Source organism: Pseudomonas sp. MWU318 (genome assembly GCF_016756945.1).
Classification (GTDB): Bacteria; Pseudomonadota; Gammaproteobacteria; order Pseudomonadales; family Pseudomonadaceae; genus Aquipseudomonas; species Aquipseudomonas putida_A.
The window spans coordinates 178,400-202,500 of record NZ_JAESJL010000007.1 but is presented as its reverse complement, the minus strand read 5'-3'; the positions used below and the strand labels follow the sequence as shown (position 1 = coordinate 202,500).

The following is a 24,101-nucleotide window of genomic DNA, read 5'->3' as shown; positions in this document are numbered from 1 at the left end:
AAGCAGTTCAACCGTCCGCTCCCTTACCGCGGGAGGAAATGCCCGGGACCGCTTCGATTGGCGTGAGGGGCGCCGGCACCGGGCCACAGATTGCCGCTTATCTTACAGAGGCCTACCACAACAAAGAGAGCATGTGCCGCAACAACCTGTCAGCCCCGGCATTCCTGTGTTCGGGGGTCATTTTGAGAGCCACTGAATACTCTACTCAGTTTCACTTCTGGAACCCTAATCCAGCGTCAACTGGCGTGTCCTTTTCCTACTTGCGGGCGGATGCGAAGTTCAGCAAGTTGGCCTACGGATATAACAATGGTTTTATCTTGTATCCGTACTTTTTCAAACCCGTGGGTAAGATAGAGCCGGAGATACTTTGTTTCTTTCCGGTGGACGGTGCAACGAGCAAGCGTGAAGGTCAGGGCTGCGGTCAAAGTCCGGGATTAGTTGCCAGTCGACCTTGCCAGTCACAAGGTATCAATACGGCCGAGCAATACATCACGCATTACCATCAGCAACCGGGCAAATACGGGAATCTGTGCGGCTTTGATGTGCGTGACGATTTGAACCAGGCCGCCACTACCGCTTTCAATGAGGCGATCAAGGCTCAGGGGCGGGGCGGCGACTTCGCCTTCGGTACGCAGAACGAATTCCGGATGGCCAAGTGGGGGCAGAATCTGGGCACCACGTTGCCGATCGAGGCGGTGTTTTACATCGATGACACCGGCAAGGCCCATGCGCAGTATGACCAGCGGGATTTTAAGAACCAGACAGGTATCTGGATTCCGGCAATCAGGATCACGCTACCCCGGACGTCATCGGCTGATGTGCGGTTCGAGTTCATCGCCGGTGACCAGGCCATCTCTTCCTGATCCATTCAATTGTACCGTGCCCCTTGCAGGGCACGGCCCATCAGCGCTCTATCAGGCCAGCGCGGTCTCGGCGGGGGAGACGATGCTGGTCTTGCCACCGCGGGATTTGCCGGAGCTCAGGTACTCGGCAATCGACTCCTGAGTGACCTCGCCGAGGAACACCCGCTCGGCATCCATCACCGGCAGCCACGAACGGTTGAACTCGTACATGCGCGACAACAGGATGCGCAGATGTTCGTCGTATGCCGCGGTGGCATTGAACTCGCGCAGATACTGCGCGCAGGTGCCGGTCTGGCGGTGCAGGTCGCGACGACGCACGTAACCCAGCGCCTTGTTCTCGGCACAGGTGACCACCACGTAGCGGCGGTCATGCTCGTCCATCAATTCCAGCGCATCGGCCACCGGGGTCTCTGGACTGACCGATGGCGCGTTGTCCGCTGCGTCTTCAGCCTTCACCAGCAGCAGACGCTTGAGGGTGCTGTCCTGGCCGACGAAATTGCTGACAAAGTCGTCCGCCGGGTGTGCGAGCAGGGTGTCCGGGTGATCGATCTGCAGCAGTTTGCCGGCGCGGAAGATCGCGATCTTGTCACCGAGTTTGATCGCTTCGTCGATGTCGTGGCTGACCATGATCACGGTCTTGTTCAGCGCGCGCTGCATCTCGAAGAACTCGTTCTGGATCATCTCGCGGTTGATCGGGTCGACCGCACCAAACGGCTCGTCCATCAGCAACAGCGGCGCATCCGCCGCCAGTGCGCGGATCACACCGATGCGCTGTTGCTGGCCGCCGGACAGTTCACGCGGATAGCGATGCAGATACTGCTTGGGTTCAAGCTTGATCATGCTCATCAGTTCGCGAGCGCGGTCGTGGCATTTCTGTTTGTCCCAGCCGAGCAGTTTCGGCACCACGACAATGTTCTCTTCGATGGTCATGTTGGGGAACAGGCCGATCTGCTGGATCACGTAGCCGATGTTGCGGCGCAGGGTGACTTCGTCGAGGTCGGTGGTGTCTTCGCCGTTGATCAGGATCTTGCCCGAGGTCGGCTTGATCAGGCGGTTGATCATTTTCAGCGTGGTGCTTTTGCCGCAACCCGATGGCCCGAGGAACACACAGATTTCGCCTTCATTGACGGTCAGGCTCACCGAGTCCACGGCTTTGACATCTTTGCCGTTGCTCTGGAAGGTCTTGCTGAGGTTTTGAAGTTCGATCATTTGAGGAGTCCTTTTGGAGTCAGCGTACGTTGCAGCCACTGCAGGAGAAGGTCGGCGAAGATCGCCAGAAGACTGACCAGCAGCGCGCCGACGATCAGCATCGACATGTCGCTGCGGCTGATGGAGGCGAGGATCAGCACGCCAAGGCCACCGGCGCCGATGGTCGCGGCGATGGTCATCACGCCGATGTTCATCACCACGGCGGTGCGCACCCCGGCGAGGATCACCGGCACTGCAATTGGCAACTCAACCATGCGCAGGCGCTGGCCGAAGGTCATGCCGATGCCGCGCGCGGCTTCACGAATGCCCGGTTCGACGCCGGTCAGGGCGAGGTAGGTGTTGCGCATGATCGGCAGCAGTGAATAAAGGAACACAGCGGTGATTGCCGGCATTGGCCCCAGGCCCTGGCCGAACTTGGAGTAGAACGGCAGCAGCAGGCCGAACAGCGCAATCGACGGCACGGTCAGCAGCACTGTGGCGCTGGCCTGCAAGGGACCGGCGAGGCTCGGGAAGCGCGTCATCAGGATGCCCAGCGGCACACCGATGAAAATCGCCAGCGTTACCGCGATGCCAACCAGGGTGATGTGCTGCCAGGTCAGGTGCATCACCTGCTGCCAGTCGAGGTGGGAAAAGGCGTTCAGAAATTCCATGACTTTTCCTCCTTAATTGAGTGGATGCTGGCGCAGGAAATCCGCTGCCACTTTCGATGGGCTTTCGTGATCGACGTCGACCCGCGCGTTGAGCTGGCGCATGGTTTCGTCGTCGAACAGTTGCGCCAGCGGCTTGAGTTGCTCGGCCAGTTGCGGGTGCTTGTCCAGATACGCCTGACGCACCACCGGCGCGGCGGTGTAGTCGGGGAAGTAGTGCTTGTCGTCTTCCAGCAGCTTCAAGCCGAAGGCGTTGAGGCGACCGTCGGTGGTGTAGACCAGACCGGCAAACACCTGGCCGTTGCGCAGCGCGGTGTAGACCAGTCCCGCGTCCATCTGGCGGATGTTCTTGCGGGTCAGGTTCATGTCGTAGAGCTTGACCATGCCGTCCAGACCGTCGGAGCGGTTGGCGAACTCGGTGTCCAGCGCCACCAGGTGATTGGTCTTGGCCTCATCGCGCAGCACCTTGTTCAGCTCGCTGATGGTGTTGATCTGCGGATATTGCTCGGCGACTTTCTGCGGCAGGGCGAGGGCGTAGGTGTTGCTGAATTTCGACGGGGTCAGCCAGACCAGGCCTTTTTTCGCGTCGAGTTCTTTCACTCGGGCGTAGGACTGTTCGCTGTCGAGTTTCTCGGTGACATGGTTGTAGGCCACCAGCGACACGCCGGTGTATTCCCAGAGCATGTCCAGTTGTCCGCTTTCGTGAGCGCTGCGGGCGAGGTTGCTGCCCAGACCGCCGGTGATCTGCGCGTCGTAGTCTTTGCTGCGCAGGTATTGCGCGGTGATTTCCGCGAGCAGGGTCTGCTCGGTGAATACCCGGGCGCCGAGGCGAATGAGCGGTTTTTCCGCCGCCTGGGCAAATCCTGCGAACAGCATGATGCAGCCTAAGATCAAGCTAAATCGTTTCATAAATATTCCTTCGCAAAAGCCTTAAGACGGGCGCAAACCGCGTTCCAGCCAGAGGCGGCTGGCGAGGGTGACCACGCCATCGAGCAGCAGGGCCAGCAGCGCAGTGCACGCGGCGCCGAGCAGCAGTTGCGGCTGATTGTTCAGGGCGATGCCAGGGAAGATCAGGCTGCCGAGGCTGTTGGCGCCGATCAGGAAGGCCAGCGGCGCGGTGCCGACGTTGATCGCCAGTGCCACGCGCACGCCACCGATGATGATCGGCACGGCGTTGGGCAATTCAACTTTCCACAGCACCTGGCGCGGGGTCATGCCGATGCCGACGGCGGCTTCTTTGAGTGAACCCTGAACGTTTTTCAGGCCTTCGTAGGTGTTGCGCACGATCGGCAACAGGGACGCGAGGAACAAAGCGAAGATCGCCGGACCACTGCCGATGCCGAGAATCCCCAGGGCAATTGCCAGTACGGCCAGCGGTGGCACGGTGTTGCCGATATTGAAGATCTGCATGAAGCGTTCAGCGCGGCCGACCATGGTCGGGCGACTGAGGAAGATACCGGCGGGGATGCCCACGACAAGGGCGGCCAGCATTGAAGCGAGGACGAGAATCAGATGAGCTTGCAGGTAAAACAACAAATCGTCGCGGTAGTGTTCGATCGTGTTGATGCCGATCCAGTGGATCAGCAGGGCCAGGAGCGCGATAACCACCGCACCTCCCATCAGCCCTTTGCCATAGCGGATAGCCACAGGCGGACTCCTTTTTTATAGTCGGCGAACGCCGTCCCGTGTGGCATGCCATGCCTGACTGCCGGGAAATAAACGTTCGCGAGAAGCAGCTCCCTCAGCACCGGCAACAAGCGGTCTGAAAGCGAGCCATGAGCGCAGCCTCGTCAGGCTAACTTGCTGATTTTTCAGCCCCTGACGAAATGTCGTAACAGGGGATGGACGTCTCCGTGCTTCAAAAGGTTCCCACATCGGATGCCATCTGGCCATCGGTAGGAGCTGCCGCAGGCTGCGATCTTTTGATTTTGTTGTTAAGAGCAAGATCAAAAGATCGCAGCCTGCGGCAGCTCCTACAGGGTTTTGCGGGTCCGAGGGACGGTGGTCTGGCGATCACTTTTTAAGCTATACTCGCCGCCCTTTTTTGAATCACCGCCAGGCGATTTCCCATGACCAACCAGGCCGCCGAAGTCGCGAAACGCCGCACTTTCGCCATTATTTCCCACCCCGATGCCGGTAAAACCACGATCACCGAAAAGCTCCTGTTGATGGGCAAGGCGATTGCAGTGGCCGGCACGGTGAAATCCCGTAAATCCGATCGCCATGCGACATCCGACTGGATGGAGATGGAGAAGCAACGGGGTATTTCCATTACCACGTCGGTCATGCAGTTCCCGTATCGCGAACACATGATCAACCTGCTCGACACCCCGGGCCACGAAGACTTCTCCGAAGACACCTATCGCACCCTGACGGCGGTCGACTCGGCGCTGATGGTGCTCGACGGCGGTAAGGGCGTTGAGCCACGCACCATCGCGCTGATGGACGTCTGCCGTCTGCGTGACACGCCGATCGTCAGCTTCATCAACAAACTCGACCGTGACATCCGCGACCCGATCGAACTGCTCGACGAGATCGAAGCCGTCCTCAAGATCAAGGCTGCGCCGATCACCTGGCCGATCGGTTGCTACCGCGACTTCAAGGGCGTTTATCACCTGGCCGACGACTACATCATTGTCTACACCGCCGGTCACGGTCACGAACGCACCGAAACCAAGATCATCGAGAAACTCGACTCCGACGAGGCGCGCGCGCATCTGGGCGATGAGTACGATCGCTTTCTCGAACAACTGGAACTGGTGCAGGGCGCCTGCCACGAGTTCAACCAGCAGGAGTTCCTCGACGGTCAACTGACCCCGGTGTTCTTCGGTACTGCATTGGGCAACTTCGGGGTCGATCACGTGCTCGACGCCGTCGTTGACTGGGCCCCGCGTCCGCTGGCCCGTGTCGCCAACGAGCGTACTGTGGAGCCGGTGGAAGAGAAGTTCTCGGGCTTCATTTTCAAGATCCAGGCGAACATGGATCCGAAGCACCGCGACCGCATTGCTTTCATGCGTATCTGCTCCGGCAAGTACGAGAAAGGCATGAAGATGCGCCACGTGCGCACCGGCAAGGACGTGCGCATTGGCGACGCCCTGACGTTCTTCTCTTCCGAGCGTGAACAGCTGGAAGAGGCGTACGCCGGTGACATCATCGGTCTGCACAACCACGGCACCATCCAGATCGGCGACACCTTCAGCGAAGGCGAAGTCCTCGGTTTCACCGGTATTCCGCACTTCGCCCCGGAGCTGTTCCGTCGTGTGCGTCTGCGTGATCCGCTGAAGTCCAAGCAATTGCGTCAGGGCCTGCAGCAGTTGGCTGAAGAGGGCGCGACTCAGGTGTTCTTCCCGGAGCGCAGCAACGACATCATTCTTGGCGCCGTCGGTGTGCTGCAGTTTGATGTGGTCGCCAGCCGTTTGAAGGAGGAATACAAGGTTGAGTGCTCGTATGAACCGATCACTGTTTACTCCGCGCGCTGGATCGAATGCAGCGACAAGAAGAAGCTTGAGGAGTTTTCCAACAAGGCGGTGGAGAACCTGGCACTGGATGGCGGTGGGCACCTGACCTACCTCGCGCCGACGCGGGTTAACCTGGCGTTGATGGAAGAGCGTTGGCCGGATGTGAAATTCCGTGCGACGCGTGAGCATCACTAAGCGCTGAGCTGGTTTGTTCGAAAGCCCCTGAGGTGTAGGCCTTGGGGGCTTTTTTTTGGGGCTTTGGTCTTGGCGGCCTTTGGGCCGACCAGGCTTTGGGTGGTTTTAGGTGTATATCCGTTTTTTCGGTAACGGCTACTTAGGGGTTTCGCCCTTACGGCGAGTCACCTTTTCCAAACGCCGAAAAGGTAACCCAAAAGGCTTGCTCCTACGTTCGGCCCGCTCGCTGGGGCTCGGGGTCCCTTCGCTCCGGGATTGATCCGGGCGCAGCGCCTCCGGTTTGCTTCGCTGCACCTCCTCTCGCTGTGTTTGGCTTCGCCAAACGGTCGCTGCGCTCCCACCCCGGATCAATCCCTCCACTCAGCCTTCCGATGTCGCCCGTGGATCAAGATCAAAAGCGGTACTCGAGCTTGCGCTCATTGTTTTGAGTGGGGCGGCTGCGCCGCATGGGGCATACACAAATCAAAACTGTGGGAGCTGGCTTGCCAGCGATGGCGGCCTGACAGCCGACCTGAATTTAATTGAATAATCTGAGTTCTCCTGTAGGAGCTGCCGAAGGCTGCGATCTTTTGATCTTGCTTTTGAGTCGTGAGAGCCAAAGTCAAAAGATCGCAGCCTACGGCAGCTCCTACAGGGGTTGTAGGACGACTCTGTATTTTGTGGCTTCGATGTACTTGAGCGCGACTTCTGGATTGCTGCCGGTTAGTGTTCCAGGTTCACGCCAGTCGCTTTTAGAGGTCAATGGAATGACGCGCAACCTCATCCATCTGCTGCGCCCCAACGGCTATTTCAGCCTGATGGCCTGGGTGCTTGCGGCGTTGCTGTTCATCAATCGTCTGAGCAGCATGGTCAAGTTGTTCATGGCGCTGTATCTGCGTCAGGAACTGGGGCTGGCGATCGAGACGGTGGGCTGGCTGTTGTCGGCTTACGGCGCCGGGTTGTTGGTCGGTTCGATGCTGGGTGGTTTGCTCAGTGACCATGTGCGGACGGCGCGGCTGACGGCGGCGTTGTTCTTTGTTTCTGCGTTTGTGTTGATTCTGCTGGGGCTGGTGACGCAGGTGCCGCTGCTGGCCGGTTTGCTGTTGCTCAGCGGCACCCTCGACGGGGCGATTCGAACGCTGCATCAGCGGCTGATCATGGAGTATTGCGAGCCTGCGCAGCGTTCGCGCGCCCAAGCCTTGAGCCGGGTTGCAAGAAACCTTGGCATGGCGGCTGCCGGTATTGCCGGCGGGGTGTTGGCGCAGACGGATTTCCGTTGGGTGTTTTTTGTCAGTGCGGCGATGACGTTGCTGGCGTTGCTGTGGTTTGTGCGCACTACCTGGCACCGTGAGGTGCTCGAGCCCGATGAGGTGACCGAGGCTGGCACTGGCACACCGTTGCGCGACGCGGCGTTCCTCTGGCTGCTCGGTGCGGCCGTGTTGCTGGGGATGGCCTTCGACACGGTCTACAGCACGCTGGGCAACTATCTGCGTGACTACTACCACTTGAGCACCGAAGCCATCGGCTGGCAGTTCGGGCTTAATGCGATGCTGGTGGTGGCGCTGCAGATACCACTGACGCATTGGGGCGAGCGCTGGGGCTTGCGTCGGCAATTGCTGGCGGGTTGTGTGTTGCTGGCGGTCGGGTTGGGAATGCTGCCGTTTGGTTCGGGGCTGTTTTACGTGTGTTTGTCGACGGTGATCTGGACGTTGGGTGAAGCTTTTTTCATGCCGCCGATGAATGTGCTGGTCATGCGGCATGCGCAGGGCGGCAAAAGCGGCCAGTATTTCGGCTTGTTTTTCATGAGCTGGAGTGCCAGTGCTTTGTTGTCGCCGGTGCTGAGTGGTCAGCTGTATGGGCACTTCGGAGGGCACAGCGTATGGCTTGCGAGCGCGACACTGGCCTTGTTGACCTTGCCTCTGATCTACCTCGCAACACGCTCTTCGACCCAAGCCAAGGCGCAAGTCGCCAGTCCACGCGCTACCTCACTTAGCTGATTCGGTTATAGAGGTTATTCACAAGTGATCTTCCCTGCCGGGGCATTTCAGCAGGCTCGTTAGCGTCCTATCTGGTGAACCCGGCTGATCGGAACTAGATTTCATTCAGCGCCGGATCGGCACCCAGGCTTCAACCACGAAAGGATGGAAATGGCTATGAGCATTTTTCAACGCATTGTGCTGTTGCTTAAGGTTTTGGTGATGTTGACGCTTGGCACCACGGCGGCGTGGGCAAGTTCCGCCACGCCATCGCAGGGTTTTAATGCCGCCCACGGACAAGCCGGTGTGGTCATGCTGGCCAAGTCCGAATCCGAACCTGGCGATCAGGATCAGGGCGGCAGCAAGGATGATGACGACTCGACCACTGATGAGCCGGACACCGACGATGACGAAGGCGACAGCCAGTCGTAAAGCGCCGGTAAAAGAAAACCCCTTCTTCCCCGACTGATGCGCAATCGAGAGAGAAGGGGTTTGGGTTAACACATTATTTCCGGATAAACACGATCCCTGCAGGAGCTGCGGCACGCTGCGATCTTTTGATCCTGATGCTGAAAACCAACAGATCGCAGCCTCGTTTCACTCGACAGCTCCTACAGGTTTTGTGCCGGTCTCCGGTTTTGCTTACGCGGCGCCGTCGAGGAACTGCTCGGCGTAGTGGCAAGCCACCTGCCGGTTGTCGAGCTGGCGCAGGGCCGGCTCTTCAGTGCTGCAACGCTCGGTCGCGTACGGGCAACGTTTGTGGAACGCGCAGCCCGGTGGCGGGTTCAGCGGGTTGGGCAATTCGCCGACGATCTTGATTTTCGGCTTGTCCGGATCCGGGTGGATCGTAGGCGTTGCCGACAACAAGGCCTGGGTGTACGGGTGCAGGGGACGGGTGTAGATATCCTCTTTCGGGCCCATTTCCACTGGCCGGCCGAGGTACATCACCAACACCGAATCGGCGACGTGACGCACCACCGCCAGGTTGTGCGAGATGAACACGTAGGCGGTGTTGAATTCCTGCTGCAGGTCCATGAACAGGTTCAGCACCTGTGCCTGAATCGACACGTCCAGCGCCGAGGTCGGTTCGTCCGCCACCAGCACTTTCGGTTGCAGCATCATCGCCCGGGCGAGGGCGATACGCTGGCGCTGACCGCCGGAGAACATGTGCGGATAACGCTGGTAGTGCTCAGGACGCAAGCCGACCTGCTTCATCATCGCCTGGACTTTCTCGCGACGCTCCGCGGCACTCAGGTTGGTGTTGATCAGGAGCGGCTCGGCCAGTTGATCACCGATTTTCTGCCGAGGGTTCAACGAGGCGTACGGGCTCTGGAACACCATCTGTACGTCTTTGCGCAGTTGCTTGCGCTGGGCCTTGTCGGCGCCGGCAACTTCCTGCCCGGCGATTTTCAGCGAGCCGGACGACGGCTCCTCAATCAGGGTCAGGGCACGGGCGAGGGTGGATTTGCCGCAACCCGATTCGCCTACAACAGCGAGGGTCTTGCCGGCTTCCAGTTCGAACGACACACCGTTGAGGGCGCGCACGGTTGCGTGGCCCTTGAACAGGCCACGGGAGACTTCGTAGTGACGGGTCAGGTCGCGGGCGGTAAGTACGACGGCCATTACGCCACCTCCTGGTTCAGCGGGAAGAAGCAGCGCGCGAGGCTGTTGCTTTTCGGATCAAGGGCCGGACGCTGCGCGCGGCAGGTGTCCTGCACGTACGGGCAGCGCGGCGACAGCAGGCAACCCTGCGGACGGTCGTAGCGGCCCGGGACGATGCCTGGCAGGGTCGACAGGCGCGCGGCGCCCAGGCTGTGCTCGGGAATCGCCTTGAGCAGCGCTTCGCTGTACGGGTGCGCCGGGATGTCGAACAGTTGCGGCACCTGACCGACTTCCACCGCCTGGCCGGCGTACATCACGCACACGCGCTGGGCGGTTTCGGCGACGACGGCGAGGTCGTGGGTAATCAGCACCAGGCCCATGTTCTGTTCTTTCTGCAACGCCAGCAGCAGATCCATGATCTGTGCCTGAATCGTTACGTCCAGTGCCGTGGTCGGCTCGTCGGCGATCAGCAGTTTCGGCTCGCCGGCAATCGCCATGGCGATCGCGACACGCTGGCTCATACCGCCGGACAGTTGATGCGGGTAGGCGTCCATACGGCTGGCGGCGCCCGGGATTTCAACTTTTTCCAGCAGTTCGATGGCGCGTTTGCGCGCTTGCTTGCCGGACATTTTCAGGTGCAGGCGCAGCACTTCTTCGATCTGGAAACCGACGGTGTAGCTCGGGTTGAGCGCAGTCATCGGGTCCTGGAACACCATCGCCAGGTCTTTGCCGACGATCTGCCGGCGCTGACGGTTGCTCAGCTTGAGCATGTTCTTGCCGTCGAAGCTCAGGGCGTCGGCAGTGACGATCCCCGGGTGCTCGATCAGGCCCATCAGCGCCATCATGGTCACAGACTTGCCCGAACCGGACTCGCCGACGATCGCCAGGACTTCGCCCTTGTCGACTTTCAGGTCGAGGCCATCGACCACCGGAACGGCGTTCTTGTCGCCGAAGCGAACGTTGAGATTCTTGATTTCTAGCAGTGACATGGGAATCTCCTCAGGCGGCGTTCTTGAGTTTCGGGTCCAGCGCATCGCGCAGGCCGTCGCCCATCAAGTTGATTGCCAGCACGCTGAGCAAAATGGTCAAACCAGGCAGACTCACGACCCACCAGGCGCGTTCGATGTAGTCGCGGGCCGAGGCCAGCATGGTGCCCCACTCAGGGGTTGGCGGTTGTACGCCAAGGCCGAGGAAGCCCAGGGCGGCGGCATCGAGAATCGCCGAGGAAAAGCTCAGTGTCGCTTGTACGATCAGCGGTGCCATGCAGTTGGGCAGCACGGTGATGAACATCAGGCGCGGCAGACCGGCACCGGCCAGGCGTGCGGCGGTCACGTAGTCGCGGTTCAGTTCGCCCATCACCGCAGCACGGGTCAGACGCACGTAGGACGGCAGCGATACCACAGCAATGGCGATCACGGTGTTGATCAGGCCAGGGCCGAGGATGGCGACAATCGCCACAGCCAGCAGCAGGGACGGCAGGGCCAGCATGATGTCCATCAGACGCATGATGGTCGGGCCGATCATTTTCGGGAAGAAACCGGCGAACAGACCCAGCAGGATCCCCGGGATCAGCGACATCACCACCGACGACAGACCGATCAGCAGCGACAGGCGCGAACCCTGGATCAGCCGCGACAGCAGGTCACGACCCAGTTCATCGGTGCCGAGCAGGAACTGCATCTGCCCGCCTTCGAGCCACGCCGGTGGCGTCAGCAGGAAGTCCCGGTATTGCTCGCTCGGGTTATGCGGGGCGACCCACGGCGCGAAGATCGCGCAGAAAATCACCAGCAGCATGAACAGCAGGCCGGCAACCGCGCCCTTGTTCTTGGAGAAGGCTTGCCAGAATTCTTTGTACGGTGACGGGTACAGCAGGCTTTGATCCGCGTTTGGGGCGGAAGTGGCTACTGAGGATGTTGGAGTGCTCATGGTATGGACCTCAGCGCTGATGACGGATGCGTGGGTTGGCAAAGCCGTAGAGGATGTCCACTACGAAGTTGACCAGAATCACCAGGCAGGCGATTAACAGGATGCCGTTTTGCACAACCGGGTAGTCCCGGGCGCCGATGGCTTCGATCAGCCATTTACCGATGCCGGGCCAGGAGAAGATGGTTTCGGTCAGGACTGCACCGGCCAGCAGGGTGCCGACTTGCAGGCCGACCACGGTCAGCACCGGAATCAGTGCGTTGCGCAGACCGTGCACGAACACCACGCGCGACGGCGACAGGCCTTTGGCCTTGGCGGTGCGGATGTAGTCTTCACGCAGCACTTCGAGCATCGACGAACGGGTCATCCGCGCGATCACCGCCAGCGGAATGGTGCCGAGCACGATGGCCGGCAGGATCAGGTGATGCAGCGCATCGAGGAACGCGCCCATGTCATCGGCCAGCAGCGTGTCGATCAGCATGAAACCGGTGCGCGGCTCGATGTCGTAGAGCAGGTCGATCCGCCCGGACACCGGGGTCCAGCCCAGGCTCACCGAGAAGAACATGATCAGGATCAGGCCCCACCAGAAGATCGGCATCGAATACCCCGCCAGGGAGATGCCCATCACCCCGTGGTCGAACAGGGATCCTCGCTTGAGTGCCGCGATCACCCCGGCCAGAAGACCGAGGATGCCGGCGAACAGCAGGGCGGCCATGGACAGTTCCAGGGTCGCCGGGAAGAGGGAGGTGAACTCGGTCCATACGCTTTCACGGGTACGCAGGGATTCGCCGAGATCGCCGTGGGCCAGTTTGCCGATGTAGTCCAGGTACTGGGCATACAGCGGTTTGTTCAGACCTAGGCGTTCCATTGCCTGAGCGTGCATTTCGGGGTCGACCCGACGTTCGCCCATCATCACTTCCACGGGGTCGCCCGGAATCATGCGAATCAACGCGAAAGTCAGCAAGGTGATGCCGAAAAACGTGGGGATCAACAACCCCAGTCGGCGGGCAATAAAACTAAACATCTTGTGTGGTACCTCATCAGCCGGTTAGGCGTGCCCGGCGACCCTGGGGTCAGGGAGGCCGGGAGTTTCTTATCTACTTCACCTGGGTGGTGGCGAAGTTATTGGTTGTGAGAGGGCTGATGTGATAACCCTCTACGTTGTTGCGCATTGCGGTAAACATCCGGGTGTGGGCCATGCTGATCCACGGTTGGTCCTGATTAAACAACACCTGGGCCTGTTCGTAGAGCTTCGCGCGTTCGGCCGGATCTACTTTAGCCCGTGCTTCGTCGAGCAGTGCCTGGAATTTCTCGTTGCACCAGCGCGCGTAGTTTTCGCCGTTCTTGGCCGCTTCGCAACTGAGCATAGGCGTCAGGAAGTTATCCGGGTCGCCGTTGTCGCCCGCCCATCCGGCCGAGACCATGTCGTGCTCGCCGGCCTTGGCGCGTTTGAGCATTTCGCCCCATTCCATGACGCGGATGTCGATCTTGATCCCGACTTTCGCCAGGTCAGCCTGCATCATCTGCGCGCCGAGCATCGGGTTCGGGTTGGTCGGGCCGCCACCGTTACGGGTAAACAGAGTAAACACGGTGCCTTCCGGTACCCCGGCTTCCTTGAGCAGGGCACGCGCCTTGTCCAGATCGCGTGGCGGGTTCTTCAGGTCGTGGTTATAGCCCAGCAGCGTCGGCGGGTACGGGTTGACCGCCACGCTGGCGTTGCCTTTGCCGAACAGCGCGTTGACGTAGGCTTCCTTGTCGAAGGCGATGTCGATCGCTTTGCGCACGCGCACGTCGCTGATGTACTTGTGCTGGGTGTTCATGGCGATGTACGAGACGGTCATCGCGTCCATCTCGTCGACTTTCAGGTTGCTGTCTTTCTTGATACTCGGGATGTCGTCCGGTTTCGGATACAGCGCGATCTGGCACTCGTTGGCCTTGAGCTTCTGCAGGCGCACGTTGTTGTCGGTGGCGATCGCCAGGATCAGCGCGTCGGCCGGTGCCTTGCCACGGAAGTAGTCCGGGTTGGCCTTGAAGCGCACCTGCGCATCCTTGGCGTAGCGCTGGAAGATGAACGGTCCGGTACCGATCGGCTTGCTGTTCAGGTCGGCAGTTTTGCCAGACTTGAGCAACTGGTCGGCGTATTCGGCCGGGTAGATCGAGGAGAACGCCATGGCGATGTCGGCCAGGAACGGCGCTTCGCGGCGGGTCAGGGTGAACTTGACCGTGTTGTCGTCGACTTTCTCTACGCTTTTGAGCAGTTCCTTGAAGCCCATGCTTTCAAAGTACGGGAAGCCGACGCTCGACAGTTTGTGCCATGGGTGATTCGGGTCCAGCTGACGCTGGAAGCTCCAGACCACGTCGTCGGCGTTCATTTCGCGGGTCGGCTTGAAGTATTCGGTGGTGTGAAACTTGACGCCTTTGCGCAGGTGGAACGTATAGGTCAGGCCGTCTTCACTGATGTCCCAGGACTCGGCCAGTGCCGGAATCACTTCGGTGGTGCCGGGTTTGAAGTCGGCCAGGCGGTTGAAGATCGTTTCGGCCACCGCATCGGCAGTGACTGCAGTTGTGTACTGGACCATATCGAAGCCTTCCGGGCTGGCTTCGGTGCAGACCACCAAGGGTTTGGCCGAGACGCCGATGGCGGCGCTCAACAACGCGGCCGCGACGGCCGCACGTAGGGGAAGCATTTTCATCGATAACCCTCTGCAATCGGTTGAAGACAAAAAACCGAACGGCCGACTCGTCATGAGTCAGCCGTCGGTTGGCGGTTTTTACAGGATGTTGAATGGAATCGTGGTCACGAGACGGAACTCGTTGATGCTGCCATCGGACTGGTTTTCGCTGGCGCGGTGAGCGGTGTAGGTGCCACGGATGGTGGTCGCCTTGAGTGGGCCGCTCTGTACGGCGTAGGTTGCACCAATGCCGTATTCGTAGTGGTGCTCGCCGTCCATGTTGCGTACGTCATACGCAGTGCCAGTGTAATGAGTGCCGTCGATGCCCCAGCCGCGAGCCTGGTAGATGTTGAACTTCAGACCTGGCACGCCGTATTCGGCCATGTTCAGACCGTAGGCAACCTGGAAGGATTTCTCGTTCGGGCCGTTGAAGTCCGACAGCAGGGAGTTGGCCAGGTAGATGCCGTTGGTTTCGTGCAGGTAGTCGAAGTACTCGTCACCGTTGATGGCCTGGTACGAGAAGGTCAGGCTGTGGGCCTGGTGAGTCAGGCCGAACGACAGCGAGTAAGTGTCGTTGTCGATTTCACCCATCTCTTTTTTGCCGGTATCGACGGTTTTGTAGTAGTTCAGGCCGGTAGTCAGGCTCACGACATTGCTGTCACCCAGTTCGTGGGTGGCGCCGAAGTAGTACTGGTTCCAGAAGTCTTCCACCTTGGAGGCGTACAGGCTGGTCTTCAGGCTTTTCAGCGGCTGATAGTTCAGGCCGACGATGCTGACGCGATCGGTTTCAGCGTTGTTGTTGGTGTACTCGGAGCGGAACTTGGACAGGCTCTCTTCGGTACGCGGCGATACGCGGTCGAAGCTGCCGGCGTCGAACGACAGGTTGTTCAGTTCTTCGCTGTGCAGGCTTACACCTTCAAAGCTTGAAGGCAGCGCACGGTTGCCGATGTTATCGACGATTGGAGTGCTGAAGTTCTGACGACCGGCGGTCAGCGTGGTGTTCGATACGCGGAACTTGACGTTGGCCAGACCCAGTTTGCTCCACTGGCCTTCAGCGTCGCCGCCTTCTTTGGTCAGCGTACGGTTGTTGCCCGCGCCTGGACGAGAACCCGGTGCACCACCGTTGTTGGAGGCCAGATCCTTGCGATTACGCTCCAGTGCTACAGCGTTGTAAGCGGCAATTTCAGTGCTGACACCGACGGTGCCCTCAGTGAAGCCGGAGCTGAAGTTGACAATGGTGCCCTGTACCCAGTTGATACGACGATCGGTCGGGGTGGCGACGCCATCTTTGCGGTAGGTGAACTTGCCGCCGCGCTTGAGTTGCTCGTTGGCGTACCAGTTGCGGGTCGTGCCGCTGATTGTCGAACCTTCGAGGAAACCTTTGGCGTCAGCCTGGGCGCTCTTCTCGTTGACGGTCACCGGGGTGAACGCCTGGCTCTGCTCTTCCGCATACGCGGTGGCGGTGACGCTGCTTATGGCCAGGGCCAGGATCGCGGTGCTGCTCAGTTTCATGGGTGAAGCTCCTTTACTTTCTTTTTATGCCGGCTTTTTTAGGTTGGCCGGTTATTGGTTTAGAACTCATTTCACACATCGCAAACGTTTGCAAAAGGCCGGATCGGCGAATTTCGGCAAAGCGCTTGCGTGAGGGGGGTAGACGGTCCCCCTCAGCGTTGCGGCTAATCGGTTGGGTTAATCGATACTGACGCCCGAGAACACATTGCGACCGAAGGGGCTGACCTTGAAGCCTTCAACCCTGGCGCTTAACGGCTGGTTGACCGTCGAGTGGGCCACAGGCGTGATCGGCACTTGCTGCTTGAGCAACTGCTGCGCCTGTTTGTAGAGCGTGGTGCGCTGGTCGCGGTCGGTGACGACCTTGGCCTCTTTGATCAGCTTGTCGTAAGCCGGGTCGCACCACATGGAATAGTTGTTGCCGCCAATCGCGTCGCAGCTGTACAGGGTGCCCAGCCAGTTGTCCGGGTCACCGTTGTCGCCGGTCCAGCCGATCAGGCTGATGTCGTGCTCGCCATTCTTGGTGCGCTTGATGTACTCGCCCCATTCGTAGCTGACGATCTTCACTTTCAGACCGATCTTGGCCCAGTCAGCCTGGAGCATTTCGGCCATCAATTTGGCGTTCGGGTTGTATGGACGCTGTACCGGCATCGCCCACAGGGTGATCTCGGTACCCTCTTTCACGCCGGCAGCCTTGAGCAGCTCGCGGGCTTTTTCCGGGTTATAGGCGGCGTCTTTGATGGTGTCGTCGTAAGACCACTGGGTCGGTGGCATGGCGTTGACGGCCAGTTGCCCGGCGCCTTGATAAACGGCGTTGAGAATCCCTTGTTTATTCACCGCCATGTCCAGCGCCTGACGCACTTCGAGCTGATCGAAGGGCTTGTGGCGCACGTTGTAGGCGATGTAGCCGAGGTTGAAGCCGGGCTTGGAAATCAGCTGCAGTTTCGAATCGGCCTTCAGCGCTTCGACGTCGGCAGGGCGCGGATGCAGGGTGATCTGGCATTCGCCGGCCTTGAGCTTCTGCACGCGCACCGAAGCGTCGGTGTTGATCGCGAAGATCAGGTTCTTCAGCTTGACCCGGCTCGGATCCCAGTAATGCGGGTTGCCGGTGTAACGGATGTTCGAGTCTTTCTGATAGCTCTTGAATACGAACGGCCCGGTACCGACCGGCTTCTGGTTGATGTCGCTCGGCTTGCCTTCGGCCAGCAGCTTGTCGGCGTATTCGGCGGACAGGATGGCAGCGAAGCTCATGGCGATGTTCTGGATGAACGCGGCATCGACGCTGTTGAGTGTGAACTCCACGGTCAGCGGCCCGGTCTTTTCAACCTTGGCGATGTTCTTGTTCAGGCTCATCCCGTTGAAATACGGGAACTCGGTCGGATAAGCCTTACGGAATGGCTGTTGCGGATCGAGCATGCGGTTAAACGTGAACAGCACGTCGTCGGCATTGAAATCGCGCGTCGGTTTGAAGTACGGCGTTGTATGAAATTTCACACCTTCACGCAGGTGAAAGGTGTACTTGAGACCATCCTCGGAAATATCCCACTTGGTTGCCAGTCCCGGTACGACGTTGGTTGCGCCTTTTTCGAACTCGACCAGACGGTTGTACAGCGGTTCGGCGGCGTCGTTATCGGTCGCGGTTGTGTACTGCGCGGTATCGAAACCCGCCGGGCTGCCTTCGGAGCAGAACACCAGGCTGTCGCTGGCGGCGTAACTGGCGGACGTGGCGGCCAACAGGCCGGCGCCCAGCAATGCGGAAAAAATCAAGGTATGGCGCATGACGCTCCCTCTTTTTTGTAGTGTTGTCCAATGCACCGCGATCCCGTCCAGGGACGTTGAGGTCGCATTGAGCTCAATCCAGTACGTACAGCAAGCCGATGGCCCACGCAGAAACTGGTCAGAACCCGACGGTATGGTCCGTGGGTCTGGCAGTAAATGCGCTGAGTCCTAAAGACTCGTAGGAAAAGGCAACACGTCATGTACCTCCCTGTTAGAGCAGGGTGGAAATGGCCGTAGGCAAATTCCTGGCTAGTCGGCAGAAAAAAAACAGCGGCGCCGCCTGAAACGTCGCCGCTGTCTGTTTTTAATTGCTGACGCTGACGCCGTAGAAGGAGTTCAAGCCGAATGGGCTGATTTTGAAGTCCTGCACGTTGGCGCGCATGGGTTGATACACCGTCGAGTGAGCGATAGGTGTCATTGGGACTGCATCTTTGAGGACGTGTTGCGCCTGTTTGTACAGTTCGGTGCGCTTGGCCTGGTCGGTCGTGCGCTTGGCTTCCTTGACGAGACCGTCGAACTTCTTGTCGCACCACTTGGAGAAGTTGTTGCCGCTGAGCGAGTCGCAGCCGAACAGCACGTTCAGCCAGTTGTCCGGGTCACCATTGTCACCGCTCCAGCCAATGATCATGGCCTGGTTCTCGCCACCTTTGGAACGCTTGATGTACTCGCCCCACTCGTAGCTGGTGATCTTCACGTTCAGGCCGATCTTCTTCCAGTCGGACTGGAGCATTTCAGCCATCAGCTTGGCGTTCGGGTTGTACGGACGCTGCACCGGCATCGCCCACAGAACGATCTCGGTACCTTCCTTGACGCCCGCTTCCTTGAGCAGCTGCTTGGCCTTCTCAGGATCGTACTTGGCGTCCTTGATGGTGGTGTCGTAGGACCACTGTGTCGGTGGCATGGCGTTGACGGCCAGCTGGCCGGCGCCCTGGTAAACCGAATCGATGATCTGCGGCTTGTTCACCGCCATGTCCAGCGCCTGACGTACGCGCAGGTCAGCCAGCGGGTTAGCCTCGTTGCTGCCCTTGACCTTGTCCATCACGTTGTAGGCGATGTAGCCCAGGTTGAAACCGGCCTGGTCAGGCATCTTCAGGGTCTTGTCGGCCTTGAGCGCCGCGAGATCCGCCGGACGCGGGAACAGGGTGACCTGGCACTCGTTCTTTTTCAGCTTCTGGATACGCACCGACGGGTCGGTGGTGATGGCGAAGATCAGGTTGTCGATCTTCACGTCCTCAGGCTTCCAGTAATCCTTGTTGCCGGTGTAGCGGATGTTCGAGTCTTTCTGGTAGCTCTTGAACACGAACGGGCCAGTGCCGATCGGCTTCTGGTTGATGTCGGCAGCCTTGCCTTCCTTGAGCAGTTGGGCTGCGTATTCGGCGGACTGGATCGAGGCGAAGCTCATGGCCATGTTCTGGATAAACGCGGCGTCGACTTCTTTCAGGGTGAACTTGACGGTGTGGTCGTCGACTTTATCGATCTTGGTGATGTTGGTGTCCATCCCCATATCGGTGAAGTACGGGAATTCGGTCGGGTACGCCTTACGGAACGGGTCATCCTTGTTAATCATGCGATTAAAGGTGAACAGCACGTCGTCGGCGTTGAACTCACGAGTCGGCTTGAAATACGGGGTGGTGTGGAACTTGACGCCTTCACGCAGGTGGAAGGTGTACGTCAGGCCGTCCGGGGAAATGTCCCAGCTGGTGGCCAGGCCCGGGATAACGGCGGTGCCGCCACGCTCGAACTGGCTCAGACGGTTGAACATGGTTTCGGCTGAGGCGTCGAAGTCGGTTCCGGTGGTGTACTGGCCTGGATCAAAACCGGCCGGGCTCCCTTCGGAGCAGAACACCAGGTTAGTCGCAGCGGATGCGAAAGGTGCGGAGGCTAACAAGCCTGCGCCGACTAAAAACGGAATGACCGCGTGTTTAAGCATGTTGGCCTCATGATTTGTTGTCATTTTTTAATATTGAGGTACGACCTCGTGAGTCGTGCCTGCGGATACTTATGCAGGGGCCATACCCAATGCAAGATCCAGAGCGACTGCCGGCCTCAAAGCGTGGCACGAACGTACCTTAATGTCGCATTTGTATAAGAGTTGACGCATTTGACCGTTTGCGGCCGTTTTTTACGGTGCAAAACGGGCCCCAAAACGGTGCGTCGGTCACGTTGTGCGCGCCGCCTTGGGGCTTGGTGTTACTTATTTATACCCACGCCGTAGAAGGGCGTAAGGCCAAACGGACTGATCTTGAAGCCGGTGACTTCCTTGCGCAGCGGCTGGAACACGGTGGAGTTGGCGATCGGGGTGATCGGCACCTGCTGTTTAAGGATCAGTTGCGCCTGTTGATACAGTTTTACCCGTTGCGCCTTGTCAGTAGTCACCTTGGCCTGCTGCACCAGTTTGTCGTACGCCGGGTCGCACCACTTGGCGTAGTTGCTGCCCTTGACCGCCGCGCAGCTGTAGAGCACGCCGAGCCAGTTGTCCGGGTCGCCGTTGTCACCTGTCCAACCATAGATCATCGCGTCGTGTTCGCCATTTTTCGCGCGCTTGATGTACTCGCCCCATTCGTAGCTGACGATGTTGGCCTTGATCCCGATCTTGTCCCAATCCTGCTGGATCATCTGCGCCGACATCCGCGCGTTCGGGTTGGAGGCGCGCTGCACGGTCATCGCCCACAAGTTGATGGTGGTACCCGGTGCAACCCCGGCTTCCTTGAGTAGCGCCTTGGCTTTTACCGGGTCGTAGGGCGCGTCCTTGATGTTCGGGTCATATGACCATTGCGCGGGAGGGAGGGCGTTTTGCGCCAACTGGCCGGCACTCTGGTAGACGGCTTTGATGATCGCCGGTTTGTCGATGGCCATGTCCAGCGCCTGACGTACCTTGAGCTGGTCCAATGGCGGGTGAGTGGTGTTGTAGGCGAGGAAGCCGAGGTTGAAACCGGCCTGCTTCAATACGCGCAGATTCGGGTCTTGTTCCATCACTTCGATGTCGGCCGGGCGTGGATAGCCGCTGACCTGGCATTCGCCGGTCTTGAGTTTTTGCAGGCGTACGGCGGCGTCGGGGGTGATCGAGAAGATCAGGTTGTCGATTTTTACGTCTTCGGGTTTCCAGTAGGCCTTGTTCGCGGCGTAGCGGATTTGTGAGTCTTTCTGGTAGCGCTTGAACACGAACGGGCCGGTGCCCACCGGTTTCTGGTTGAGGTCGGCGGCTTTGCCTTCCTTTAATAGCTGGGCAGCGTATTCGGCCGATTGCACCGAGGCGAAGCTCATGGCGAGGTTTTGCACGAACGCGGCGTCGACGTTGTTGAGGTTGAAGCGCACGGTGTTGTCGTCGAGCTTTTCGACCGATTTGATCGTGGTGTTCAGGCCCATGTCGGTGAAGTACGGGGACTCGGCGGGGTAGGCCTTGCGGAAGGCGTTGTCCGGGTCGAGCAGGCGCTGGAAGGTGAACAGTACGTCGTCGGCGTTGAAATCGCGGGTTGGGGTGAAGTATTCCGTTGTGTGGAATTTCACGCCTTGCCGTAGGTGGAAGGTGTATTGCAGGCCGTCGCTGGAGACGTCCCATTTTGTCGCCAGGCCGGGTTCGATGTCGGTGCCGCCGCGCTGGAATTGGGTGAGGCGGTTGAAGACGGTTTCGGCGGAGGCGTCGAAGTCGGTGCCGCTGGTGTATTGACTGGGGTCGAAGCCGGCGGGGCTGGCTTCGGAGCAGTAGACCAGGGTTGTTGCTGCGTTGGCGATTGGGGTTATGGCGGTCAGGGCCAAAGTGATCAGGAGTGGTTTGAGGGTGGATCTTTGCATGTCTGGCCCGTGGGTCTGGAGGTGGTTGTTCCTTGAGGTTAGCGGGGATTCGGGGGTGTTCGGAAATATCGTTTTTTGAGGGGATGCGTCTATCTCGGTATATCCAGCGCTGTTTGGGCATATCCGTTTCTTCGGGTGCTGCGGCTTATGGTTCCGCCCTTACGGCGGGTCACTTTTTACAAACGCCTAAAAAGTAACCAAAAACGCTTGCTCCTGCGTTCGGCCCGCTCGCTGGGGCTCGGGGTCCCTTCGCTCCGGGATCGATCCGGGGGCAGCGCCTACGGTTTGCTTCGCTGCACCTCCTCTCGCTGTGTTTGGCTGCGCCAAACGGTCGCTGCGCTCCCACCCCCGGATCAATCCCTCCACTCAGCCTTCCGACGTCGCCCGTGGATCAAGATCAAAAGCTTTCGGCGAGCTGACACTCGGCCATTGAGTGGTGAAAAGCATGCGTTCGGCTCTGGCTCTTCTGTGGGAGCTGGCTTGCCAGCGATGGCGGCCTGACAGCCGACCGGTCTCTAACTGAATAAACCCGATCCCCCTGTAGGAGCTGCCGAAGGCTGCGATCTTTTGATCTTGCTTTTAATTGTGAGAGTCAAAGTCAAAAGATCGTCCGAACGCGGCCCGAGCCTTCGGCAGCTCCTACAGTGAGTGGGGTTGTGTTTAAGGGTGTGTGGGATAACCAGAACCTTCCCACAAGGTTTTCAGGTTGTCCCTCGGACGCCAGCTCTCTAGCCTTGAGCTGTCGCTGAAAACTCAGCGATCGGGTGTGAGAGCCTGGAAAAATTAGTGATTCAGTCCATGTGTCCGCATAATTGCCGGCGGCTTATCTGTTGCCTGCAAATGCTTCATGGCGGCTGTGTGCGGGCAGACTTCGGTCTGGCCGGTTTCCTATTTTTCCGGTTTCTCACCTCGCACATAGCTGCCACCCACTTCGCCGCGTGAGAAACGGCAAGTGCTGGCATTCATTTGCAAAATAGGGTTATCCAATGACTAAGCCAGTCCCAGATCCACCGCTCGAACCCACAACCCCACTCACCGAAGCCCTCCACGCCGAAGACCTCGCAAAAAACCGCGAAGCGATCAAACGTGCCCTCGATTTCTACCTCAGCCCCGAAGCCACAAAACCGCGTCCACCCAGTTCGATGTTCCTCGTCCATCCGGGCATCGATACGGAAAGTCTGCTGGCGCATGCCTGTGAGTCCCTGGCCTCGGCCAACACCATGGCCAGCGATTTCGCCGATCAGCTCAGTCGCCCGCAGCGCAATACGGCGCTGGCGATTCAGCAGATCATCATGCTGGCTGAGCCTGCGGTGAACCGGGCGCTGGATCGGGTGGATCCGCAGACCTGAGACCGCGTTATCGTTCATCGCGAGCAGGCTCACTCCTACAGGGGAACGCATTCCAAATTGTAGGAGTGAGCCTGCTCGCGATGGCGGCGGAACATTCACCACAAAATCCAGGCACAAAAAAACCGGCGATCATTCACTGATCGCCGGTTTCGCATTCAGCCCACATCAACTCACTGCATCAGCACTTCAATCGAGCCATCGGCGGTCAGGCTGACCTGGCTGGTGCCGGCTTCTACTTCCGGCGTGACCGGTGCCGAATCCGCCATGCCGGCAGCTTTCATCATCATCGGGGCGCGCATGTACGGTTGTGGGTAGCCGTTGCTGTTGAGGTTCAGGTTGACGATTTTGTAGCCCTTGCCGCCCAAGGCATCGGTGGCCAGTTGCGCGCGGGCCTTGAAGGCGCTGACGGCTTCCTTGAGCAGTTTGTCTTCGCTGGCCTTGCGGGTCGGCTCGGCGATGGCGAAGTCCATGCCGCCCATTTTCAGGTCGGTCAGCAGTTCGCCGGTGAGTTTGGACAGGGCGGCGAAGTCGGCGCTTTCCAGGCGCAGTTCGGCGCGTTCACGCCAGCCGGTGATTTTCTGGCCCTTGGTGTCGTAGATCGGGTAGCTGTTGCGGCTGCCCTGGCGCAGGGTGATGTCCTTGACTTGCTTGGCCTGGGCCAGTGCCTTGTTCATGGTGGTGCTGACGTCGGCGGCGAGTTTGGCCGGGTCGGTGTTTTGCGCTTCGGTATAGAGCGTCACGATCATCAGGTCGCGGGCCACTTCCTGGCTGACTTCGGCGCGCAGGGAGATCTGGTTGTAGTGCAGCTCATCGGCGGCCAGCGCCGGAAGGCTGGCGATGCTGCCGACGGTCAGGGCGATAAGGGCGGCGCTGCGGCGAAAGTTGTGCATGAAGGCTCCTTGAATAATGCGCAGGTGTTGGTTCGTCCCTGCGTGAAACCATCAGACTCTAGCTTCTGCGATCCGGTTCGCCCAGTTACAACTTCTATACAGATGCAGCGGGCCGCTGCGCGGCCATTCGCGAGCAGGCTCGCTCCCACTTTTGAAATGCATTCCTCTGTGGGAGCGAGCCTGCTCGCGAAGGCGCCCTTATAGCCGCCGAAAATGTTTTCGCCATGTGGTCATTTGCCGCACTTTCGCCTCTCAAAG

General features: G+C 59.3%; 19 protein-coding genes. 5 read left to right on the top strand and 14 right to left on the bottom strand.

The genetic code is table 11. The features are described 5' to 3' along the window. Positions 1-38 precede the first annotated feature (38 nt). Entirely contained in the window at positions 39-863 is an 825-nt protein-coding gene (locus JN524_RS18020) for a hypothetical protein (RefSeq protein ID WP_237403105.1), read from the top strand. A gap of 51 nt (positions 864-914) precedes the next feature. On the opposite strand, the gene JN524_RS18015 is transcribed toward JN524_RS18020, so the two are convergent. From JN524_RS18015 to JN524_RS18000, 4 genes are read right to left on the bottom strand one after another with little or no spacing between them, the layout of a single operon-like run. Beyond that, positions 915-2,072 carry an osmoprotectant ABC transporter ATP-binding protein OsmV gene (locus tag JN524_RS18015; protein ID WP_008088750.1) on the bottom strand — a complete coding sequence of 386 codons (1,158 nt, stop codon included), beginning with the start codon at positions 2,070-2,072 and terminating at the stop codon, positions 915-917. Further along, a complete protein-coding gene (locus tag JN524_RS18010) occupies positions 2,069-2,722 on the bottom strand; it encodes an ABC transporter permease (RefSeq protein ID WP_003221593.1) in 654 nt (217 codons plus the stop codon). Before JN524_RS18010 ends, JN524_RS18015 begins: the two co-directional genes overlap by 4 nt. Positions 2,723-2,734: 12 nt before the next feature. After that, on the bottom strand, positions 2,735-3,628 hold the full coding sequence (locus tag JN524_RS18005) for a glycine betaine ABC transporter substrate-binding protein (RefSeq protein WP_202370199.1): 894 nt from the start codon (positions 3,626-3,628) through the stop codon (positions 2,735-2,737). Between the two features lie 21 nt (positions 3,629-3,649). Beyond that, positions 3,650-4,339 (bottom strand): ABC transporter permease, encoded by a 690-nt coding sequence (locus JN524_RS18000; protein ID WP_177409065.1) that lies wholly within the window; start codon positions 4,337-4,339, stop codon positions 3,650-3,652. Positions 4,340-4,788: 449 nt separating this feature from the next. Here JN524_RS18000 and JN524_RS17995 point away from each other — a divergent pair, with 449 nt between their 5' ends. The 3 genes from JN524_RS17995 (at position 4,789) to JN524_RS17985 (ending at position 8,759) form a co-directional block, all read left to right on the top strand. Continuing rightward, positions 4,789-6,372 carry a peptide chain release factor 3 gene (locus JN524_RS17995; protein ID WP_027610807.1) on the top strand — a complete coding sequence of 528 codons (1,584 nt, stop codon included), beginning with the start codon at positions 4,789-4,791 and terminating at the stop codon, positions 6,370-6,372. Positions 6,373-7,118: 746 nt separating this feature from the next. Then, positions 7,119-8,348, top strand: coding sequence for an MFS transporter (locus JN524_RS17990; protein WP_202370198.1), 1,230 nt, complete (start codon positions 7,119-7,121; stop codon positions 8,346-8,348). Positions 8,349-8,504: 156 nt separating this feature from the next. Next, a complete protein-coding gene (locus tag JN524_RS17985) occupies positions 8,505-8,759 on the top strand; it encodes a hypothetical protein (RefSeq protein WP_047291237.1) in 255 nt (84 codons plus the stop codon). Between the two features lie 210 nt (positions 8,760-8,969). Here JN524_RS17985 and JN524_RS17980 read toward each other — a convergent pair whose 3' ends face one another. The 9 genes from JN524_RS17980 to JN524_RS17940 form a co-directional block, all read right to left on the bottom strand. Then, positions 8,970-9,950, bottom strand: coding sequence for a peptide ABC transporter ATP-binding protein (locus tag JN524_RS17980; protein WP_202370197.1), 981 nt, complete (start codon positions 9,948-9,950; stop codon positions 8,970-8,972). Beyond that, positions 9,950-10,918, bottom strand: coding sequence for an ABC transporter ATP-binding protein (locus JN524_RS17975; protein ID WP_007966704.1), 969 nt, complete (start codon positions 10,916-10,918; stop codon positions 9,950-9,952). Before JN524_RS17975 ends, JN524_RS17980 begins: the two co-directional genes overlap by 1 nt. A 10-nt stretch (positions 10,919-10,928) precedes the next feature. Next, positions 10,929-11,855, bottom strand: a complete 927-nt coding sequence (locus JN524_RS17970) for an ABC transporter permease subunit (protein WP_007966702.1) — start codon at positions 11,853-11,855, stop codon at positions 10,929-10,931. 10 nt (positions 11,856-11,865) lie between these two features. Continuing rightward, positions 11,866-12,876 (bottom strand): ABC transporter permease subunit, encoded by a 1,011-nt coding sequence (locus JN524_RS17965; RefSeq protein ID WP_007953665.1) that lies wholly within the window; start codon positions 12,874-12,876, stop codon positions 11,866-11,868. A gap of 73 nt (positions 12,877-12,949) precedes the next feature. Next, on the bottom strand, positions 12,950-14,545 hold the full coding sequence (locus JN524_RS17960; protein ID WP_202370196.1) for an ABC transporter substrate-binding protein: 1,596 nt from the start codon (positions 14,543-14,545) through the stop codon (positions 12,950-12,952). 78 nt (positions 14,546-14,623) lie between these two features. Then, positions 14,624-16,036, bottom strand: a complete 1,413-nt coding sequence (locus JN524_RS17955; protein ID WP_202370195.1) for an OprD family porin — start codon at positions 16,034-16,036, stop codon at positions 14,624-14,626. A 177-nt stretch (positions 16,037-16,213) separates the two neighbouring features. Next, a complete protein-coding gene (locus JN524_RS17950) occupies positions 16,214-17,812 on the bottom strand; it encodes an ABC transporter substrate-binding protein (protein ID WP_202370194.1) in 1,599 nt (532 codons plus the stop codon). Between the two features lie 304 nt (positions 17,813-18,116). Then, a complete protein-coding gene (locus tag JN524_RS17945) occupies positions 18,117-19,742 on the bottom strand; it encodes an ABC transporter substrate-binding protein (protein ID WP_027610816.1) in 1,626 nt (541 codons plus the stop codon). Positions 19,743-20,002: 260 nt separating this feature from the next. Beyond that, entirely contained in the window at positions 20,003-21,604 is a 1,602-nt protein-coding gene (locus JN524_RS17940) for an ABC transporter substrate-binding protein (RefSeq protein WP_202370193.1), read from the bottom strand. A 986-nt stretch (positions 21,605-22,590) separates the two neighbouring features. Between JN524_RS17940 and JN524_RS17935 the strand changes: the two genes are divergently transcribed. Further along, positions 22,591-22,953 carry a DUF6124 family protein gene (locus JN524_RS17935; protein ID WP_202370192.1) on the top strand — a complete coding sequence of 121 codons (363 nt, stop codon included), beginning with the start codon at positions 22,591-22,593 and terminating at the stop codon, positions 22,951-22,953. 170 nt (positions 22,954-23,123) lie between these two features. Here JN524_RS17935 and JN524_RS17930 read toward each other — a convergent pair whose 3' ends face one another. Further along, positions 23,124-23,843, bottom strand: a complete 720-nt coding sequence (locus JN524_RS17930) for an SIMPL domain-containing protein (RefSeq protein WP_202370191.1) — start codon at positions 23,841-23,843, stop codon at positions 23,124-23,126. Between the last annotated feature and the right edge of the window lie 258 nt (positions 23,844-24,101).

Excerpts from the sequence above, each read along its gene's own strand:
- JN524_RS17985 (WP_047291237.1), top strand. The coding sequence starts at position 8,505 with ATGAGCATTTTTCAACGCATTGTGCTGTTGCTTAAGGTTTTGGTGATG.
- JN524_RS17930 (WP_202370191.1), bottom strand. The coding sequence starts at position 23,843 with ATGCACAACTTTCGCCGCAGCGCCGCCCTTATCGCCCTGACCGTCGGC.
- JN524_RS18005 (WP_202370199.1), bottom strand. The coding sequence starts at position 3,628 with ATGAAACGATTTAGCTTGATCTTAGGCTGCATCATGCTGTTCGCAGGA.
- JN524_RS17960 (WP_202370196.1), bottom strand. The coding sequence starts at position 14,545 with ATGAAAATGCTTCCCCTACGTGCGGCCGTCGCGGCCGCGTTGTTGAGC.
- JN524_RS17945 (WP_027610816.1), bottom strand. The coding sequence starts at position 19,742 with ATGCTTAAACACGCGGTCATTCCGTTTTTAGTCGGCGCAGGCTTGTTA.
- JN524_RS17940 (WP_202370193.1), bottom strand. The coding sequence starts at position 21,604 with ATGCAAAGATCCACCCTCAAACCACTCCTGATCACTTTGGCCCTGACC.
- JN524_RS17955 (WP_202370195.1), bottom strand. The coding sequence starts at position 16,036 with ATGAAACTGAGCAGCACCGCGATCCTGGCCCTGGCCATAAGCAGCGTC.
- JN524_RS18010 (WP_003221593.1), bottom strand. The coding sequence starts at position 2,722 with ATGGAATTTCTGAACGCCTTTTCCCACCTCGACTGGCAGCAGGTGATG.
- JN524_RS18020 (WP_237403105.1), top strand. The coding sequence starts at position 39 with ATGCCCGGGACCGCTTCGATTGGCGTGAGGGGCGCCGGCACCGGGCCA.
- JN524_RS18000 (WP_177409065.1), bottom strand. The coding sequence starts at position 4,339 with ATGGGAGGTGCGGTGGTTATCGCGCTCCTGGCCCTGCTGATCCACTGG.
- JN524_RS17970 (WP_007966702.1), bottom strand. The coding sequence starts at position 11,855 with ATGAGCACTCCAACATCCTCAGTAGCCACTTCCGCCCCAAACGCGGAT.
- JN524_RS17995 (WP_027610807.1), top strand. The coding sequence starts at position 4,789 with ATGACCAACCAGGCCGCCGAAGTCGCGAAACGCCGCACTTTCGCCATT.
- JN524_RS17935 (WP_202370192.1), top strand. The coding sequence starts at position 22,591 with ATGACTAAGCCAGTCCCAGATCCACCGCTCGAACCCACAACCCCACTC.
- JN524_RS18015 (WP_008088750.1), bottom strand. The coding sequence starts at position 2,072 with ATGATCGAACTTCAAAACCTCAGCAAGACCTTCCAGAGCAACGGCAAA.
- JN524_RS17950 (WP_202370194.1), bottom strand. The coding sequence starts at position 17,812 with ATGCGCCATACCTTGATTTTTTCCGCATTGCTGGGCGCCGGCCTGTTG.
- JN524_RS17975 (WP_007966704.1), bottom strand. The coding sequence starts at position 10,918 with ATGTCACTGCTAGAAATCAAGAATCTCAACGTTCGCTTCGGCGACAAG.
- JN524_RS17965 (WP_007953665.1), bottom strand. The coding sequence starts at position 12,876 with ATGTTTAGTTTTATTGCCCGCCGACTGGGGTTGTTGATCCCCACGTTT.
- JN524_RS17990 (WP_202370198.1), top strand. The coding sequence starts at position 7,119 with ATGACGCGCAACCTCATCCATCTGCTGCGCCCCAACGGCTATTTCAGC.
- JN524_RS17980 (WP_202370197.1), bottom strand. The coding sequence starts at position 9,950 with ATGGCCGTCGTACTTACCGCCCGCGACCTGACCCGTCACTACGAAGTC.